The sequence below is a fragment of the Blattabacterium cuenoti genome, assembly GCF_014251375.1.
GTDB classification, from domain to species: Bacteria; Bacteroidota; Bacteroidia; order Flavobacteriales; family Blattabacteriaceae; genus Blattabacterium; species Blattabacterium cuenoti_K.
Genome location: NZ_CP059187.1, coordinates 472,503 through 489,809, shown reverse-complemented (window position 1 = coordinate 489,809; position 17,307 = coordinate 472,503). Strand labels below are relative to the sequence as shown.

Genomic DNA, 17,307 nt, shown 5'->3' with positions numbered 1-17,307 from the left:
AAGACTATCAAAAAAATATTCTAGATAAAGAAAGTCAATCCAAGTTTATGGATTTTGAAGAAAAAAAAATGTCTTCTTGGGAAGAAGACTATCAAAAAAATATTCTAGATAAAGAAAGTCAATCCAAGTTTATGGATTTTGAAGAAAAAAAAATGTCTTCTTGGGAAGAAGACTATCAAAAAAATATTCTAGATAAAGAAAGTCTTTTTGTAGAAGAAAAGTCTTTTTTATATGAATATCTTATTGATTTTAAGGATCCTCTCATAACAGATGAGGATAATTTTTCTTCTTTTTAAGAACTATTAATTTTGAAAATAGATTGAATTTTGAATGGTTTTTTTTCAGAAATACCATTTTGAGAAAGGGGGAACTAAATACAATTGTAACAATAACTAAAATTACAATAGCATTTAGTGTTATTATAACTCTTCTAACTTTTTCTATAGGATTTGGTTTTAAAGAAGTTATAAAGAAAAAATTCTTGAATATTAGAGGGCAAATTTTGGTTAAAAAAAAAATCCCATTTTCTAATACAACAAAAGAAGTATCAATTTTATTGAATAAATTTTCATTCAAAAATTCTTCTATTATTAGTCATATTCATACTTTTTCTGAAAGTAATGTGATAATTGTTGAAAATGAAAATGTAGAAAAATTTGTATTTAGAGGATTATCTGAAAAAGATTATAACCCTGTTTTTTTTAAAAAATTTTTAATTAAAGGATCCTTTTCAAGGATTAGAAAAAGTATTTTTTCTAATTCAGAAGTTATTTTATCTAAAAAAAATTCCATTTTATTAGGATTAAATGTTGGTTCTTTTTTTAGAGTAAATTTTTTTTTTCTAAAAAAAGGAGGAATTCCTTTCTTTTTTTCTAAAAAATTTTATGTATCTGGATTATACGATACCGGAATTTCAGAATTTGACAATGTTTATATTATTGGTGATATGAAACACATACAGAATATAAAAAATTGGAATGAAGATCTGATAGAGGGGGTAGAATTTTTTTTATCTTCTATTGATCAGAAAAAAATGGATTCTGTTAAAAAAGAAATTCTACATAAAGTTTCAAAAAATTTTATGGTTGAAACTATTTACGATAAATTTCACGATAATATTTTAAAATGGATTCATATTTTTAATGTCAATATTTTTGTTATTAGTTTTGTAGTTTTTGTATCTGTCATTATTAATATAATAGTATTTCTTTTAATACTCATTTTGGAACGAATGAAAACTATAGGAATTTTAAAAACTATAGGTTCTGATAATAAAACAATTCATAAGATTTTTTTATATTATATGATGGAAATTTTAACTCCTTCTTTGATAATAGGAAATAGTATTGGAATTTCTTTTTTAATTTTACAAAAAAAGTTTAGAATACTTTCATTAAATAAAACGCAATATTACATGGATTTTGTTCCTATTTACTTGAATATAACTCATATTTTCCTTATTAATTTATCAATTATTCTTACATGTATTTTGACTACGTTTTTTACTTGTTTTTTTATTTTGAATAAAATTACGATCACCAAAGTGATAGAATTTGAATAAATTCAATCTAAAAATTTAATTTTGTATTTTTGAATCATAAAAATTTATTTTTTTGACACTTGTAAAATCTTCATCTGGAATAAGAGGAACTTTGAGAGGAAAATATGGAGAAAGTTTATCTCCTATAGAAATAATGAAAATCTCTGCAGGATATGTTTTTTGGATGAGGAAAAAATATAAAAAAAAAAGGAAAGATAAGTATTTAATAGTATTAGGAAGAGATGGTCGGACTACTTCATTCATATTTCAAAAATTTTTAATTATCACCTTTCAAAGTTTTGGAATAGATGTGATTGATATTGGATTATCTACAACTCCAACTGTTGGAATAGCTGTAATGAATGAAAAAGCAGATGGAGGGATTATGTTAACTGCAAGCCATAATCCAAAAAATTGGAATGGGTTAAAAATATTCAATTCTCAAGGGGAGTTTTTATCTGAAAAAGATTTCCAAAAATTACTCTGTTTAGTAGACAAGGAACATTTTCATTTTGTTTCATCTCATCAATTAGGAAATCATTACTACAGAAAAAATTATGTTCAAAAACATATAAAGACTATTCTTTCTTTACCATTGGTAGATGTAGAAATGATTAAAAAAGCTCAATTCAAAATTGTAGTAGATGGTATAAATTCTACAGGAGGAATAGCTATTCCTATTCTTTTAAAATCTTTAGGAGTTAAAGTAATAGTAAAAATGTATTGTAATCCTCATGGAGATTTTGTTCACAATCCTGAACCTATTGAAAGAAATTTGAAAGAAATCTGTCAAAAAGTACCGGAAATACAAGCTGATTTAGGAATATCTGTAGATCCAGATGTAGATCGTGTTGTATTTATTTGTGAAAATGGAAATTTTTTTGGAGAAGAATATACTTTAGTATCTATTGCGGATTATATCTTAAAAAATAAATCAGGGCCTATTGTTTCTACTTTATCTTCTTCTCATGCATTGAAAGATTTATCTTTTTATAAAGGAGTTCCTTATTACCCCACCTCTGTAGGAGAAGTACATGTTGTAAAAAAAATGAAGGAAGTTCATGCAGTGATTGGAGGAGAAGGAAATGGAGGGATTATTTACCCAGATTTACGTTATGGAAGAGATGCATTAGTAGGAATAGCTTTATTTTTGACTCATGTTGCGGGACTTTCTAAAATTCCATTAACTGAATTGAGAAAAAAATATCCTAATTATTTTATGTCAAAGAAAAAAATTCGATTTTCTTCTGATCAAAAAATAAAAATATTTTTAGAAATAATGAAAAAAAAATATAAAAAAGAAAAGATAGATCTTAATGATGGAATTAAGATTTATTTCATAAATAATAATGAATGGATTCATGTAAGAAAATCTAAAACTGAAAATATTATTCGAATTTATACAGAAAGCAGATCAAAGAAAAGAGCAGAATTTTTAGCAAAAAAAATTATATCTGAAATAAAAAATTTTTAATTTTTAATACATTCAATATATGTTAAATTTAGTTAAATATATAGAAAGTAAATTTATTAATAAAAATGATTTTCCTTTATTTAGTTCTGGAGATACTGTAACAGTTTTTTTTGAGATTAAAGAGGGAGAAAAAAAAAGAATACAATCTTTTAAGGGGATAGTGATAAAAAAACAAGGAAAAGGATTAACAAAAACTTTTACTGTTCGAAAAATGAGTGGAGAAATAGGAATAGAAAGAACATTTATTTTTAACCAACCCAGCATAAAAAAAATAGAATTAAATAAAAAAGGAAAAGTAAGAAGATCAAAAATTTATTATTTTAGATTTCTTAGAGGAAAAAAAGCAAGAGTAAAGAGCAAAGAAGAAAAAAATAGAAAATAATATCAAAAAAGGGAGAACATTCAAAATCCCCTCTTTTTTGATACTACTCTACTTAACTTACTTACTTATCTACTCTTCTAATCTTCTAACATCATACATCATAAAACATTCACTCATTACACTAACTAACAAACAAAAAAAAAAAAAAAATATAAATACTACTCTACTTATATTTGATTATTTACTCTTTTCATTTTCTTCAGAAGGTGCGATCTTTTCTTTATCATTGGATGTAGAAGAAGTATCTTCACCCTCAGTTTTTGAGGATTCCTCTGAAGCAGAAGGGGGAGTCGGATTTGTGGAATTTGTTTGATTCTCATTATTAGCTGTTTTCTCCTCTTCTGTTGTAGTAGAAGTATTGTCGTTTTTAGATTTGTTATTACAACTACTTGTTATCAATAAAAAAACCGCTAACAAGATAGTAGTAACAGTAATTCTTAATTTTTTCATCATAATCAATAATATTATTTCAGTTATAACATATTCTGGGCAAATTTATATAAAAAAATGATAAAATATATCACTCCTTAGTCTTTTCTTCATAGTCATAGACTATATGAACTGTTAAAACAGTTCTGACATTTTCTTTTTTCTAAAGATAAGACTATTACATTTAGTGTATGATAAATTCAACTAGACAAATTTATATATTTTTAGAAAAAAATTCAATAATTATGTCTTTAAAGAAAAAAATTTTAAAAGAAGCTTTAACTTTTGATGATGTTTTACTAGTTCCATCTTATTCTTCTATTCATCCATCAGAAGTTTCTCTTAAAACTTGTTTAACGTTTGATATTACTCTGAATATCCCTATATTAAGCGCTGCAATGGATACAGTCACTGAATCTTCTCTTGCAATTTCCATAGCAAGAGAAGGTGGAATCGGAATTATTCATAAGAATATGAATATAAAAAATCAATTAGAAGAAGTTTATAGAGTAAAAAGAAGTGATAGTGGAATGATAGATGATCCTATCACTCTTTCTAGAAACTCAACACTTAGACATGCGCAATATCTTATGAAAAGATACCATATTTCAGGACTTCCTGTAATTGAAAAAGATAACTTTTTAATTGGAATTATTACTCGTAGAGATATTAAATATCGTCTAGATTTAGATTCTTTAGTAGAAGATGTTATGACAAAAGAAAAATTGATAACTTCTAAAAGAAGTATTACTTTAGAGGAAGCAAAAAAAATTCTTTTGAGAGAAAGAATAGAAAAATTACCTATTGTAGATGATAACAAAAAATTGGTAGGTTTGATTACAATTAGAGATATTGATAATTTAATAGAATATCCCAACGCATGCAAAGATTCTAAAGGTCGTTTACGTGTAGGTGCATCTGTAGGAATAGATAAAAATACTTTGGATAGAGTCGAATCTTTAGTAAAAATAGGTGTGGATTTTATAGCTATAGATTCAGCTCATGGCCATTCCTCTAGCATATTGAAAATGATAAAATTGATTAGAAAATCTTATCCAGATATCGCATTACTAGCTGGAAATATTGTGACTATGAAAGCGGCAAAGGATTTGATAGATGCTGGCGCCACTATTTTAAAAGTAGGTATCGGATCCGGGTCTATTTGTACTACAAGAGTTATAGCTGGTGTTGGAATGCCTCAAATTACTGCTATAAATGATGTATATGAATATGCTAAAACAAGAAATGTAAATGTAATTTCTGATGGAGGAATCAGATATTCAGGAGATGTAGTAAAAGCTATTGCTGCGGGGGCTAGTTCTGTTATGATTGGAAGTCTTTTTGCGGGAACAGATGAAGCTCCAGGAGAAGAAATTATATTTCAGGGAAGAAAGTTTAAAACATATGTTGGAATGGGATCTTTAGTTGCCATGAAAAGAGGCAGTAAAGATCGTTATTTTCAACTAAATAAAAAGTTTGTTCCAGAAGGAATAGAAGCAAAAGTTCCTTATAAAGGAAAAATGAAAGATGTTCTTTATCAAATTTGTGGAGGGCTACGTTCTGGAATGGGATATTGTGGAGTTTCTACAATTAAAGAATTAATCAAAACTGGAAAATTTGTTAGGATTACTAATTCTGGTCTAAAAGAAAATCATCCTCATAGTGTCAGTATTACAAAAGAATCTCCGAATTATTTCAATTATAGTAGAAAAAATAATAATTGAACTAAAAAAAAGTACCCGGGACGGGATTTGAACCCGTACGATCATAATGATCACAGGATTTTAAGTCCTGTGTGTCTACCAATTCCACCACCCAGGCCAGGAAAAACAAAGAAGAAAAAGAGCGAGAAACGGGATTTGAACCCGCGCCCCCGATCTTGGCAAGATCGTGCTCTTCCAACTGAGCTATTCTCGCGTTTTCTATAACGAATAAAAATTTCAATATACTTCTCCTAAGATATCAAAAATTTGATAAATCATCTAATAAATTTTTCATTTCACTTATTTTTACAAGTGCTTCAACAGGAGTAATATAATTAATATCTATTTTATTTAAATAATGAATAATCTTTTTAAACATTAAAGAGTTTTTTTTATTTTTATTATTAGAGTGAGAGAGATGATTATAGGTTGTGGGGATACAAATATTTTTTTTTTCTATTTTTTTTAAGACTTCTTGTGCTCTATGAATTATTTTGATAGGCATTCCTGATATTTTTGCTACATGGATTCCAAAACTATGTTTACTCGCTCCATCTATTAGTTTACGCATAAAAATAATGTCTTCATCAATTTTTTTGACATAAAAATGATAATTTTTAATTCTTTTAAAGAAATTACTCATTTTGTTTAACTCATGATAATGAGTAGCAAATAGGGTGATTGGTTTTAAAGAATTTTCATGCAGATATTCAATAATAGACCAAGCTATTGAAATTCCATCAGAAGTACTTGTTCCTCTTCCTATTTCGTCTAAGATAAGAAAACTTCTTTTAGAAATATTGTTTAATATATTTGCAGTTTCATTCATTTCTACCATAAAAGTAGATTCTCCTAAAGAAATGTTATCTGAAGCTCCAATTCTACTAAATATTTTATCTATCAATCCCATTTTTACATATGTAGCTGGAACAAAACACCCGATATGCGTCATTAATATAATAATTGCAGTTTGTCGCAAAAAAGCTGATTTTCCTGACATATTTGGACCAGTAATTATCAGAATTTGTTGATCTGATTTATCTAGAATAATATCATTAGGAATATATGATGTTTTGGATTGAAATTGTTTTTCAATTACCGGATGTCTACCTTCTTTTATATGTAATTTAAAAGAGTAATTTATTTTTGGTTTAATATAATTATTTTCCAATGCTATAGTAGAAAAAGAACATAACACGTCTAATTTCGCAATTATTTTTGCGTTTTTTTGTAGAGGTTTTATATGTTTCAAAATTTGATTAATCAAATTTTGAAATATTTCTTTTTCAAGAAATAAAATTTTTTGTTCAGCATTTAAAATTTGTAATTCAGAATTTTTTAATTCTTCTGTAAGATATCTTTCGGAATTGGATAATGTTTGTTTACGTATCCAATGTGATGGTACTTTATGTTTTTTTGAAATTTTGACTTCGAAGTAGTATCCAATTATATTATTATGTCTAATTTTTAGATTTTGTATTCCTGTATTTAATTGTTCAATTGAACAAAGTTTTTCTAAATATTCTTTTTTAGAGAAGTAGAGATTACGAATCTCATCTAATTTTTTAGAAAATCCTTTAACAATAATATTTCCTTTTTCAATATGATGTGAAGAATCAGGTTGTATTGTTTGAATAATCTGTTCAGAAATAGTGTCGCAATTCTGAAAAGAATTGACAATTTTTACAATTTTTTTTGATTCTTTATGAGATATTTTTTTTTGTATTTCAACAATAGATATTAGAGATTGATGTAATGCTATTAGTTCTCTAGGAGATATTTTTCCAATAGCTATTTTAGAAATCATTCGTTCTATATCAGAAATTTTTTTAAGTTTTTTTTTGATCCATTTGTGAATGGATGGATTAGAAAAGAGTTCTTGTACTATATCATGCCGTTTTTTAATGTGTAGAATATTTATTAGGGGAAAAAGAATCCAATTTTTTAATAATCTGCTTCCCATAGGAGTAATTGTTTTATCTATAACATCTATTAAAGCAACTCCTTCTTTATTAAAAGAATGAAAAATTTCCAAATTTTTAAAGGTAAAATCATCTATCCACATATGTTCTTCTTTTTTTATTCTTTGTATAGTGGAAATATGTTTAATTTTATAATATTGAGTATCATGTAAATAACTTAATATAACACCGGAAGCGATAATTCCTAATTTTAAATCATCTATTCCAAATCCTTTTAAAGAATTTGTTTGAAAATGATTGATCAATTTTTCATATGCGAATGAATAATTGAATATCCAATCTTCCATTAAAAAAGTATAATATTTTCCCTTTAAAAATTGATTAAAAAACTTTTTTTCCTTTTTTTGAAAAAGAATTTCACTAGGATTAAAATGTTTTAGATATTGTAAAATGTTTTCTTTCTTCTCTTCTGCTAAAAAAAATTCTCCTGTAGAAATGTCTAAAAGACTAAATCCTAATTTTTTTTTTTTATTATTCACATGAATAGAAGCTAAAAAATTATTAAACTTAGTTTGTAGAATTTTTTCATTAATAGTGATTCCTGGTGTTACCAATTCGACTACTCCTCTTTTGACAATATTTTTTCCTTTTTGTGGTTCTTCTAATTGGTCACAAATTGCCACACGATGTCCTGATTGTATTAATTTTGGTAAGTAAGTATTTAAAGAATGATAAGGAAATCCAGCTAAATAAATATTTGATCGTTTAGTTAAAATGATATCCAATATTTTTGAACATTTAATAGCATCTTTTCCAAAAGTTTCATAGAAATCTCCAACTTGAAATAATAGGATCGTATCTTCTGTATATTTAGATTTTATATTATTATATTGTTTGATTAATGGAGTTTCTTCTTTTTTGTTTTTTTTATTCATAAATAAATGAAATAGGGGATGATTATTAAATTTTTTACAAGAATTTAAATTCTAATAAGAACAATATTTTATGTCAAAAACATTTAAAGAATATAAAAAACTAGACCTAAAAAAAATTACTTTGGAAATAGCTCATTATTGGAAAAAACATAAAATTTTTCAAAAAAGTTTTCAATCTAGAAAAAATTCGAAATACTATGTTTTATATGAAGGCCCTCCATCTTTAAACGGAACTCCGGGAATCCACCATATAGTAGCTAGAACTATAAAAGACATTTTCTGCAGATATCACACACTAAAGGGAAAGAGAGTGATAAGAAAAGCGGGTTGGGATACACATGGACTTCCTGTAGAACTCAATGTAGAAAAAAAAATAGGAATTACTAAGAAGGATATAGGGAAAAAAATGAGTGTAGAAAAATATAATAGTATTTGTAAATCTTTTGTAAAAGAATCTATGAATCAATGGATAAAATTTACGAATCAAATAGGATATTGGGGAGATATAGAAAATTCTTTTCTTACATATAGGACAAAGTATATAGAGAGTGTATGGTGGTTAATAAAGAAATTGTATCAAAAAAAAATACTTTATAAAGGTTACACAATTCAACCATACTCTCCTGCAGCAGGGACGGGATTGAGTTATCATGAATTAAATATGCCCGGAACCTATAAAAAAGTTAAACAAATAGCACCGACTTTAAAATTCAAAGCAAAAAAAGAAACTCTTCCAAAAAGAATTCAAAAATTTTTAGGTGAGATACATTTAATATCTTGGACTACTACTCCTTGGACACTCCCATCTAACACTGCATTAGCTATTGGATCAAATATAGATTATGTTTTAGTTATAACTTATGATCCATATAATCTTTCTACTAGGGTAAATATTATTTTTTCTGAAAAGTTAATTCAGAAAGTGTTATCTCCAAATAAATTTTATTCTGTTTCTAGTTTTTTTGAATTAGATCATTTCAAAAATATTGAAAATAATAAAATTCCTTATTTAATAGCAGATCGATTAAAAGGAAACGAATTGATTAAAGGAAGATATGAACAATTATTGCCTTGGTTTAAGCCTTACCAAAAAGAAGAAAATGCTTTTCAAATAATAGAAGCAGATTTTGTTAATACAATTGAAGGAACTGGAATTGTTCATATTGCACCTACATTTGGAGTAGATGATTTAACAGCAGCTAAAAAATATGATATTCCATCAATGTTAATTTTAAATCAAGAAAATATTCCTGTTCCTTTGGTTGATTTACAAGGAAAATTTTTAAAAAGTTATCCACATGGATTTGGGGGAAAATATGTCAAAAACGATTTTCAACAGAATCCAAAAAAATCGTTTTCATGTTCATCATCAGTAGATCAAGAAATAGTTTCTTTTCTTGAAAAAGAAAAAAAGCTTTTTAAAGTAGAAATGTATACTCATTTTTATCCCCATTGTTGGAGAACAGAAAAACCTATTCTCTATTATCCTTTAGATTCATGGTTTATTCAAACTACAAAAATAAAAAAAGAAATGATTTTTTCTAACAAAGGAATCAATTGGTATCCAAAATCTACAGGAAAAAAACGTTTTGATTCTTGGTTGGGAAATATAAAAGATTGGAATTTATCACGTTCTAGATATTGGGGAACTCCTTTACCTATTTGGAGAACGAAAAATGGAGACGAAGAAATTGTGATAGGATCAATTAAAGAATTATATTTTGAAATTCAAAAATCTGTTAAGCGTGGATTAATGTCTCATAACATATTTGAAAATTTTGTACTAGATGATATGAGTGATGAGAATTATGAAAAAGTAGATTTACATAAACATATTTTAGATCAAATAGTATTAGTTTCTAGTAGAGGAACTCCAATGAAAAGGGAATCAGATTTAATAGATGTATGGTTTGATTCTGGATCTATGCCATATGCTCAGTTTCATTACCCCTTTGAAAACAAACAATATATAGAAAAACATCTTTTTTTTCCTGCGGATCTTATTGTAGAAGGAATAGATCAAACAAGAGGATGGTTTTTTACTTTACATGCCATTGGATGTATGTTATTTAATTCTATAGCATATAAAAATGTTATATCTACTGGCTTAGTTTTAGATGAAAAAGGACATAAAATGTCTAAAAGTAAAGGAAATACTATAGATCCTTTTAATCTGATAGAAGATTATGGATCTGACGCTATACGTTGGTATATTATATTTAATTCTGATCCTTTGGATAATTTAAAATTTAATATAAAGGGGATTCATACTGTAATTAATAAATTTTTTGGAACGCTTTATAATATTTATTCTTTTTTTGTTTTATATGCCAATATTGATGGATTTTATTACAAAGAAAAAAATTGTTATTCAGAATTTTATACAGAATTAGATTTATGGATTCTTTCTGAGTTAAATACAATGATTAAGATTGTGGATCAGTATTATGATAATTATAATCCTACTAAAGCGGCTCGTTTTATTTCATCTTTTGTTTTAGATAAGTTAAGTAATTGGTATATCAGATTATGTCGGAGAAGATTTTGGAAAGAAGGGGATACTAAGAATAAAATATCTGCATATCAAATACTTTATAAATGTTTGATAACAATTTCCAAATTAATTTCCCCTATTGTGCCATTTTTTTCAGATAGGTTATATATAGATCTTAATTCTATTACAAAGAAAGAAAATTTTGAGAGTGTTCATTTGACATTTTTTCCAAAGTATGATTTACATTTTGTAAATGAAAAATTGGATAAACAGATGTCTTTAATTCAAAAAATTACGAACATGGTTTTTTACATTAGAAAAAAAAACAGAATAAAAATTCGACAACCTTTACAAAAATTACTTGTTTTTATTTCTAATAAAAATGAGAAAGAATGTTTTCAATTGCAAAAAATGTCTAAAATTCTTCAACAAGAAACAAATGTAAAAGGAATTGAATTTTCTTTTTCTCATAAATCTTTAGTAGAAGTAGTCAAAAAACATATTAAGCCAAATTATCAATCTTTAGGCCCTAAATTTGGAAATAAAACTCAAAAAATTTCTGATATCATAAAAAAATTTTCTCAAGAAAACATTAACGAAATAGAAAAAAACAAAAAATATGTTTTTTTTCTTCAAGGTGAAAAAATTATGCTTTCTTTTAAAGATGTTATAATCAATACTAATACTGAATTTGTTAAAAATTGGTCTGTTCATTCTGAAAGTAAATTTACAATCGCTTTGGATTTGAATATAACGAAATCTCTTCGTGAGGAAGGGATTATAAGAGAGTTGATTAGACATATACAGAAGTTAAGAAAAAAGTGTAACTATAATGTTGTTGAAAAAATATTTGTATATATCAATGCTATTGAAGAAATACAATTGATTATACAAAAAAATAAAGATTCTATTTGTCAAGAAACTCTTGCTATAGATCTTTTTTTAGTAAAAAACATAGAAGAAAAAAAAGGGATAAAGATTTCTTTTGAAAAAAAGGATATCTATATTTTAACTCAAAAAGCTGGGAAATTAAGAAAAATGTAAAAAATGGAAGAGAAAGTAAAACAAAAATATTCTCTGAAAGAAAGGAAAGAGTTCCGTCAAATTCTAATTGGAAAATTAGAAAAGGCAAAAAAAGATTTCTCTCTACTAAAAGAGGCATTTACTAATGATCAAAATAATGGAACAGATGATACGTATCCTACGTTTAATGCTTTTGAAGAAGGATCAAATACTTTGAGTAAAGAACAAAATGTTAAAATTATGGAACATCTAAAAAAATTTATACGAAGTTTAAATACTGCTTTAATTAGAGTAGAAAATGAAGATTATGGGATTTGTCGTATAACAAAAAAATTAATTCCTAAAGAACGTCTTATGGCCGTTCCTCATACTACTTTGAGTATTGAAGGTAAACGGAAAGTAGAAGAGAATAAAAGATAAATTTTTAGTTTTTTTGAAAAAGATTCTTTTAATTGTTTTTTCAATTTTATTGATTGATCAATTTTTAAAAATTTATATTAAAACTCACTTTGAATTGGGCTATGTTTTTTCTATTTTTTCTTTTTTTTTGATTTTTTTTGTAGAGAATCCTGGAATGGCATATGGGATTATACTTGCTCCCGGATATCAGGGAAAAATTTTTTTAAGCGTTTTACGTCTTTTATTAATACTTTTTATTTCTTATTTTCTTTATAAAAATGTAAAAAAAAAATCTTCAAATTTTTTAGTTATTCCTACTAGTTTTATTTTTTCAGGAGCTATAGGAAATTTTTTGGATAGTGCTTTATACGGGTTATTATTTGATACTGGAACAGTATATCATAAAGAATCTCATAAATGGATTTCTTATACTGGAATATCTAAGATTAGCGGTTTTTTAAAAAAAGGGTATGCATCCTTCATGGAAGGATGTGTCGTTGATATGTTCTCTATTCCTGTAATTGAGACCAATATTCCTTATTGGGTTCCATTTTTTGGGGGGGGGCATTTTCAATTTTTTAAACCAGTTTTCAATTTTTCTGATTTTGTTATATTCCTTGGAATTGTTTTATTGTTAATGTTTAGAAAAAAAATTGAAAATGTTGAAATTATTTGACATTTCTTATTTTTTTTGAGAATTAGAAAAATTCTCTATAGATTTGTATCAACCTGATTTCCATAGTTAGTCGTTAGTAGTGAAAAGTGAAATAGTAAGTATTGATAAATAATTTATTTTGCCGGTGTAGCTCAGATGGTCAGAGCACGTGATTTGTAATCTCGGGGGCGTGGGTTCGAATCCCTCTACCGGCTTTTTTTGGGGGAGGTACTCAAGTCTGGTTAACGAGGACAGACTGTAAATCTGTTGGCTTTGCCTTCGCAGGTTCGAATCCTGCTCTCCCCATATTAATTTTTTTAGCGGAAGTAGCTCAGTTGGTTTAGAGCATCAGCCTTCCAAGTTGAATGTCGCGGGTTCGAATCCCGTCTTCCGCTCTCAAAATTATTTTGATTGAATATAAAAATAATGGGAAAAAACAATCAAAATAAATAATGGAATTAGATTAAAAATGGCCAATGTAGCTCAGGGGTAGAGCACTTCCTTGGTAAGGAAGAGGTCACGGGTTCAATCCCCGCCATTGGCTTTTGAATTTTGTTAAAATTTTAGAAATTTTTATTCATCATGGCAAAAGAAAAATTCAAACGGGAAAAACCACATTTAAATATAGGGACAACGGGACATGTAGATCATGGAAAAACAACTTTAACTGCTGCTATAACCAAAGTTTTATCAGAAATAGGATTAGCAGAAGAAAAAAGTTTTGATGCAATTGATAATGCTCCAGAAGAAAAAGCTAGGGGGATTACTATCAATACTTCTCACGTAGAATATGAAACAATTAAAAGACATTATGCTCATGTGGATTGCCCTGGTCATGCTGATTATGTAAAAAATATGATAACTGGAGCTGCTCAAATGGATGGAGCAATTTTAGTGGTTGCTGCTACGGATGGTCCTATGCCCCAAACTAGAGAGCACATTTTACTAGCACGTCAAGTAGGTGTTCCTAAAATTGTTGTGTTTATGAATAAAGTAGATCAAGTTGATGATCCAGAATTATTGGAGTTAGTAGAAATGGAAATCAGAGAATTACTTTCTAAATATGAATATGATGGAGATAATATTCCTATTATACAAGGATCTGCATTAGGAGCTTTGAATGGAGAAAAAAAATGGATTGAAAAGATTCAAGATCTTATGAAAATTTTAGATGAATATATTCCTGATCCTATTCGGTATATGGATAAGCCATTTCTAATGCCTATTGAAGATGTATTTACTATAACGGGGAGAGGAACTGTTGCAACAGGTCGTATAGAATGTGGAATTGTTAATACAGGAGATTTGGTAGATATCATAGGGATGGGAGAAAATAAACTTTCATCTACAGTGACTGGAGTGGAAATGTTTCGTAAAATTTTAGATAAGGGACAAGCAGGAGATAACGTAGGTTTGTTATTACGTGGAATAGAAAAAAAGGATATTAGACGTGGAATGGTAATAGGGAAACCAGGATCTATAAAACCTCATAAAAAATTCAAATCAGAAGTCTATATTCTTACTAAAGAAGAAGGAGGAAGACATACCCCTTTTCATAATAAATATCGTCCTCAATTTTATTTAAGGACGACAGATGTGACGGGAGAAATTCATTTATTAAGTGGAGTAGAAATGGTAATGCCAGGAGATAATGTTTCTATGGAAGTGGAATTACATCAACCGGTTGCATTAAGTGAAAATCTACGATTTGCTATTCGGGAAGGGGGGAAAACAGTTGGAGCTGGACAAGTAGTTCAAATTTTGGATTAAATAATGAATTATCTATTTTTTTTGAAACGGATGTAGCTCAATTGGGAGAGCGTCGGTCTCCAAAACCGAAGGTCGTAAGTTCGATTCTTACCGTCCGTGCAAAAAATATGAAAAGAGAAAATTTTTTTTTGGAAATTTACGATGAGCTTTTTTATTGCATGACATGGCCTAAGTGGGTGGATTTACAAATTACTACACTTATAGTGTCGTTTTTTTCTATGTTTTTATCCATATTTTTATATGGTGTAGACGGTTTTTTTATTTTTTTTATTAAAAAGTTATTTTCTTTATAATATAAAATAAAATATTGATGAGTGATTTGGAAAGGAAATGGTATGTTATTAAAACCATTAGCGGGAAAGAAAATAAAGTAAAATCATATATAGAAAATGAAGTGAGAGATAATGGAGGCTATCAAGAATATATAGGAAAGGTTTTAGTCCCAATAGAAAAAGTGATACAAATGAGAAAAGGGAAGAAAGTTCATAGAGAAAAAGTTTATTATCCGGGATACGTCATGGTGGAAGCTCATCTTGAAGGAGAGGCCGTTCATGCGATTAAAAATGTACCTGGAGTTATTAATTTTTTAAGTGAAGGAAAAGGGGGGGCAGCTATTCCTATGAGAACAGAAGAAGTGAATAAAATGTTGGGAAAAATAGATCAATTATCAGAAATTTATGAAAATGTGAATATTCCTTTTGTAGTAGGAGAAACAATAAAAGTAATAGATGGTCCTTTTAGTGGATTTAACGGAACAATTGAAAAAATTAATGAAGAAAAAAGAAAATTGGAATTAGCTGTTTTAATTTTTGGAAGAAAAACTCCGCTTGAATTAAATTTTACACAAATAGAAAAAATTTAAACAATGAAAAAAAGAATAGTTAAGAGAATAAAAATACAAAAAATAAATGGAGGATCGGCTAATCCTTCTCCTCCCATAGGACCTATTTTAGGAAGCGCCGGGGTGAATATAATGGAATTTTGTAAGCAATATAACTCTAGAACTCAAAATAGAAAAGGTGAAATCTGTCCAGTTATTCTTACTATTTATGAAGATAAATCTTTTTCTTTCTTGATTAAAAAATCTCCAGTTTCTGTTCAAATATTGAATTTGATTCGATTAAAAAAAGGATCTGGAGAATCAAATCGTTCTAAGATTGGAAAAATAAGTATGGATCAAATAAGAATAATAGCAAAAAATAAAATGGAAGATTTCAATTGTCTTTCAATTGAAGCCGCTATGTCAATGATTGTTGGAACTGCACGTTCTATGGGAGTGGAAGTTTACGAAACGAAAATTTAAAATACACATTTTCATTTTTTATATGTCAAAAAAGTTAACTAAAAATAGGAAAAATATTTTAGAAAAAATCAGTAAAAAAAAATATTCTTTAGAAGAAGCATCTTCTCTTGTCAAAGAAATCACCTTTGTAAAATTTGACGCTTCTGTTGATATTTCTATTCATCTAGAGATAGAGAAAAAATTGCAAAATTTTCTAAGAGGATCTGTAAAATTACCACATGGAACGGGAAAAAACATTCGTGTTTTAGCTTTAGTTCCTAAAGATAAAGAATTAGAATCTAAAAATGCTGGAGCTGATTATGTTGGATTGGACTACATAGAAAAAATTAAATCTGGATGGACCGATATTGATGTTATAGTTACTGTTCCATCAGTAATGCCAGAATTAAGATATTTTGGAAAAATATTAGGGTCTAGAGGTTTAATGCCAAATCCTAAACTGGATACAGTTTCTGTAAATCCAAGTAAGTCTATTAAGGAGATAAAATCTGGAAAAATATTTTTTAAATCAGATCGTTATGGAGTGATTCATTCTTCTATTGGAAGAGTTTCTTTTTCTAATCAGTGTTTATTAGATAATGCAAAGGAATTTATGAATAAGATTATTAGAAGTAAACCATCTTCTTGTAAGGGAACTTATATCAAGAGTATTTATTTATCCACTACTATGAGCAATAGCATTTTTGTGGATACAAAAAGTTTTATAATATAAAAACAAATGAAGAAAGAAAAAAAAAGGGAAAAATTATTAAAATTAGTTTCTATATTATCTAATAATAATACAATATACTTAATTGATATTTCTGGTTTAAATTCTAATCAAATTTCTATTCTTAGAAAAAAATTTCATGAATTTCATATTCAAATGAAAGTAGTGAAAAATACTTTACTGAGAAAAGCTTTAGAAAAAACTGAAAATCAAAAATTAGATTCTTTTTTTTCCATTTTAAATGGAAATACTACTGTCCTATTTTCTAATTTAGAAAATAGTGGAGGAATTCCATCAAAAATCATAAAAAATTTTCATATTAAAGAAAAAATTGTAAAACCCTATTTTAAAGGAGCTTATGTAGAAGAATCTTTTTATTTCGGAAATAAAGATTTAGATATTTTAATTCATCTCAAGTCTAAAAAAGATCTCATCATTGAGATTATGAACCTGCTTAAAAATCCAATTCAACATGTTCTTTTATATTTGAAAGGATTAGGTGAATATAAAATATTTAGAATATTTGAAGGAATACAGGAAAAAGTGAAAAAAATTTAAAATAATCAAGT

15 protein-coding genes, 7 tRNA genes and 1 pseudogene are annotated in these 17,307 nt (G+C 27.1%); 19 read left to right on the top strand and 4 right to left on the bottom strand.

Going from position 1 to position 17,307, the window contains the following annotated elements; all coding sequences use genetic code 11:
* The 4 genes and pseudogenes from H0H71_RS03065 to rplS form a co-directional block, all read left to right on the top strand.
* Positions 1-296: pseudogene (locus H0H71_RS03065) on the top strand (hypothetical protein); the annotation flags it as partial.
* A 59-nt stretch (positions 297-355) separates the two neighbouring features.
* Positions 356-1,561 (top strand): ABC transporter permease, encoded by a 1,206-nt coding sequence (locus H0H71_RS02360; protein ID WP_238784441.1) that lies wholly within the window; start codon positions 356-358, stop codon positions 1,559-1,561.
* A gap of 52 nt (positions 1,562-1,613) precedes the next feature.
* Positions 1,614-3,014: a phosphoglucosamine mutase gene (gene glmM, locus H0H71_RS02355; RefSeq protein WP_185855942.1), complete on the top strand. Its 1,401-nt coding sequence runs from the start codon at positions 1,614-1,616 to the stop codon at positions 3,012-3,014.
* A 19-nt stretch (positions 3,015-3,033) separates the two neighbouring features.
* Positions 3,034-3,396, top strand: a complete 363-nt coding sequence (rplS, locus tag H0H71_RS02350) for a 50S ribosomal protein L19 (RefSeq protein WP_185855941.1) — start codon at positions 3,034-3,036, stop codon at positions 3,394-3,396.
* 177 nt (positions 3,397-3,573) lie between these two features.
* On the opposite strand, the gene H0H71_RS02345 is transcribed toward rplS, so the two are convergent.
* The gene (locus tag H0H71_RS02345) at positions 3,574-3,849 is read right to left on the bottom strand and encodes a hypothetical protein (RefSeq protein ID WP_185855940.1); all 276 of its coding nucleotides are present in this window, start codon (positions 3,847-3,849) and stop codon (positions 3,574-3,576) included.
* A gap of 221 nt (positions 3,850-4,070) precedes the next feature.
* Between H0H71_RS02345 and guaB the strand changes: the two genes are divergently transcribed.
* On the top strand, positions 4,071-5,549 hold the full coding sequence (gene guaB, locus H0H71_RS02340) for an IMP dehydrogenase (RefSeq protein WP_185855939.1): 1,479 nt from the start codon (positions 4,071-4,073) through the stop codon (positions 5,547-5,549).
* 12 nt (positions 5,550-5,561) lie between these two features.
* Here the strand turns inward: guaB and H0H71_RS02335 are convergent.
* The 3 genes from H0H71_RS02335 to mutS form a co-directional block, all read right to left on the bottom strand.
* Positions 5,562-5,646: transfer RNA gene (locus H0H71_RS02335), tRNA-Leu, on the bottom strand.
* 23 nt (positions 5,647-5,669) lie between these two features.
* Positions 5,670-5,742 (bottom strand) — tRNA-Gly (locus H0H71_RS02330).
* A 45-nt stretch (positions 5,743-5,787) separates the two neighbouring features.
* Entirely contained in the window at positions 5,788-8,385 is a 2,598-nt protein-coding gene (mutS, locus tag H0H71_RS02325) for a DNA mismatch repair protein MutS (RefSeq protein WP_185855938.1), read from the bottom strand.
* A gap of 70 nt (positions 8,386-8,455) precedes the next feature.
* Between mutS and ileS the strand changes: the two genes are divergently transcribed.
* From ileS to rplJ, 14 genes are all read left to right on the top strand, one after another.
* Positions 8,456-11,923: an isoleucine--tRNA ligase gene (ileS, locus tag H0H71_RS02320; RefSeq protein ID WP_185855937.1), complete on the top strand. Its 3,468-nt coding sequence runs from the start codon at positions 8,456-8,458 to the stop codon at positions 11,921-11,923.
* A gap of 3 nt (positions 11,924-11,926) precedes the next feature.
* The gene (locus tag H0H71_RS02315; RefSeq protein ID WP_185855936.1) at positions 11,927-12,322 is read left to right on the top strand and encodes a TraR/DksA family transcriptional regulator; all 396 of its coding nucleotides are present in this window, start codon (positions 11,927-11,929) and stop codon (positions 12,320-12,322) included.
* 13 nt (positions 12,323-12,335) lie between these two features.
* Complete coding sequence (locus H0H71_RS02310; RefSeq protein WP_185855935.1) at positions 12,336-12,977, top strand: lipoprotein signal peptidase; 642 nt, start codon at positions 12,336-12,338, stop codon at positions 12,975-12,977.
* Positions 12,978-13,097: 120 nt separating this feature from the next.
* A tRNA-Thr gene (locus tag H0H71_RS02305) sits at positions 13,098-13,171 on the top strand.
* Between the two features lie 7 nt (positions 13,172-13,178).
* Positions 13,179-13,262, top strand: a tRNA-Tyr gene (locus H0H71_RS02300).
* Positions 13,263-13,276: 14 nt separating this feature from the next.
* A tRNA-Gly gene (locus tag H0H71_RS02295) sits at positions 13,277-13,351 on the top strand.
* A gap of 77 nt (positions 13,352-13,428) precedes the next feature.
* Positions 13,429-13,500 (top strand) — tRNA-Thr (locus H0H71_RS02290).
* A 38-nt stretch (positions 13,501-13,538) separates the two neighbouring features.
* Positions 13,539-14,726, top strand: a complete 1,188-nt coding sequence (gene tuf / locus H0H71_RS02285) for an elongation factor Tu (RefSeq protein WP_185855934.1) — start codon at positions 13,539-13,541, stop codon at positions 14,724-14,726.
* Positions 14,727-14,752: 26 nt separating this feature from the next.
* A tRNA-Trp gene (locus H0H71_RS02280) sits at positions 14,753-14,825 on the top strand.
* A gap of 8 nt (positions 14,826-14,833) precedes the next feature.
* Positions 14,834-15,019 carry a preprotein translocase subunit SecE gene (locus H0H71_RS03140; RefSeq protein WP_394798409.1) on the top strand — a complete coding sequence of 62 codons (186 nt, stop codon included), beginning with the start codon at positions 14,834-14,836 and terminating at the stop codon, positions 15,017-15,019.
* A 17-nt stretch (positions 15,020-15,036) separates the two neighbouring features.
* Positions 15,037-15,588 (top strand): transcription termination/antitermination protein NusG, encoded by a 552-nt coding sequence (nusG, locus tag H0H71_RS02270; protein ID WP_185855932.1) that lies wholly within the window; start codon positions 15,037-15,039, stop codon positions 15,586-15,588.
* 3 nt (positions 15,589-15,591) lie between these two features.
* Complete coding sequence (gene rplK, locus H0H71_RS02265) at positions 15,592-16,029, top strand: 50S ribosomal protein L11 (RefSeq protein WP_185855931.1); 438 nt, start codon at positions 15,592-15,594, stop codon at positions 16,027-16,029.
* A gap of 22 nt (positions 16,030-16,051) precedes the next feature.
* On the top strand, positions 16,052-16,741 hold the full coding sequence (gene rplA, locus H0H71_RS02260) for a 50S ribosomal protein L1 (RefSeq protein ID WP_185855930.1): 690 nt from the start codon (positions 16,052-16,054) through the stop codon (positions 16,739-16,741).
* 6 nt (positions 16,742-16,747) lie between these two features.
* Positions 16,748-17,296, top strand: a complete 549-nt coding sequence (rplJ, locus tag H0H71_RS02255) for a 50S ribosomal protein L10 (protein WP_185855929.1) — start codon at positions 16,748-16,750, stop codon at positions 17,294-17,296.
* The last annotated feature ends 11 nt before the right edge of the window (positions 17,297-17,307 follow it).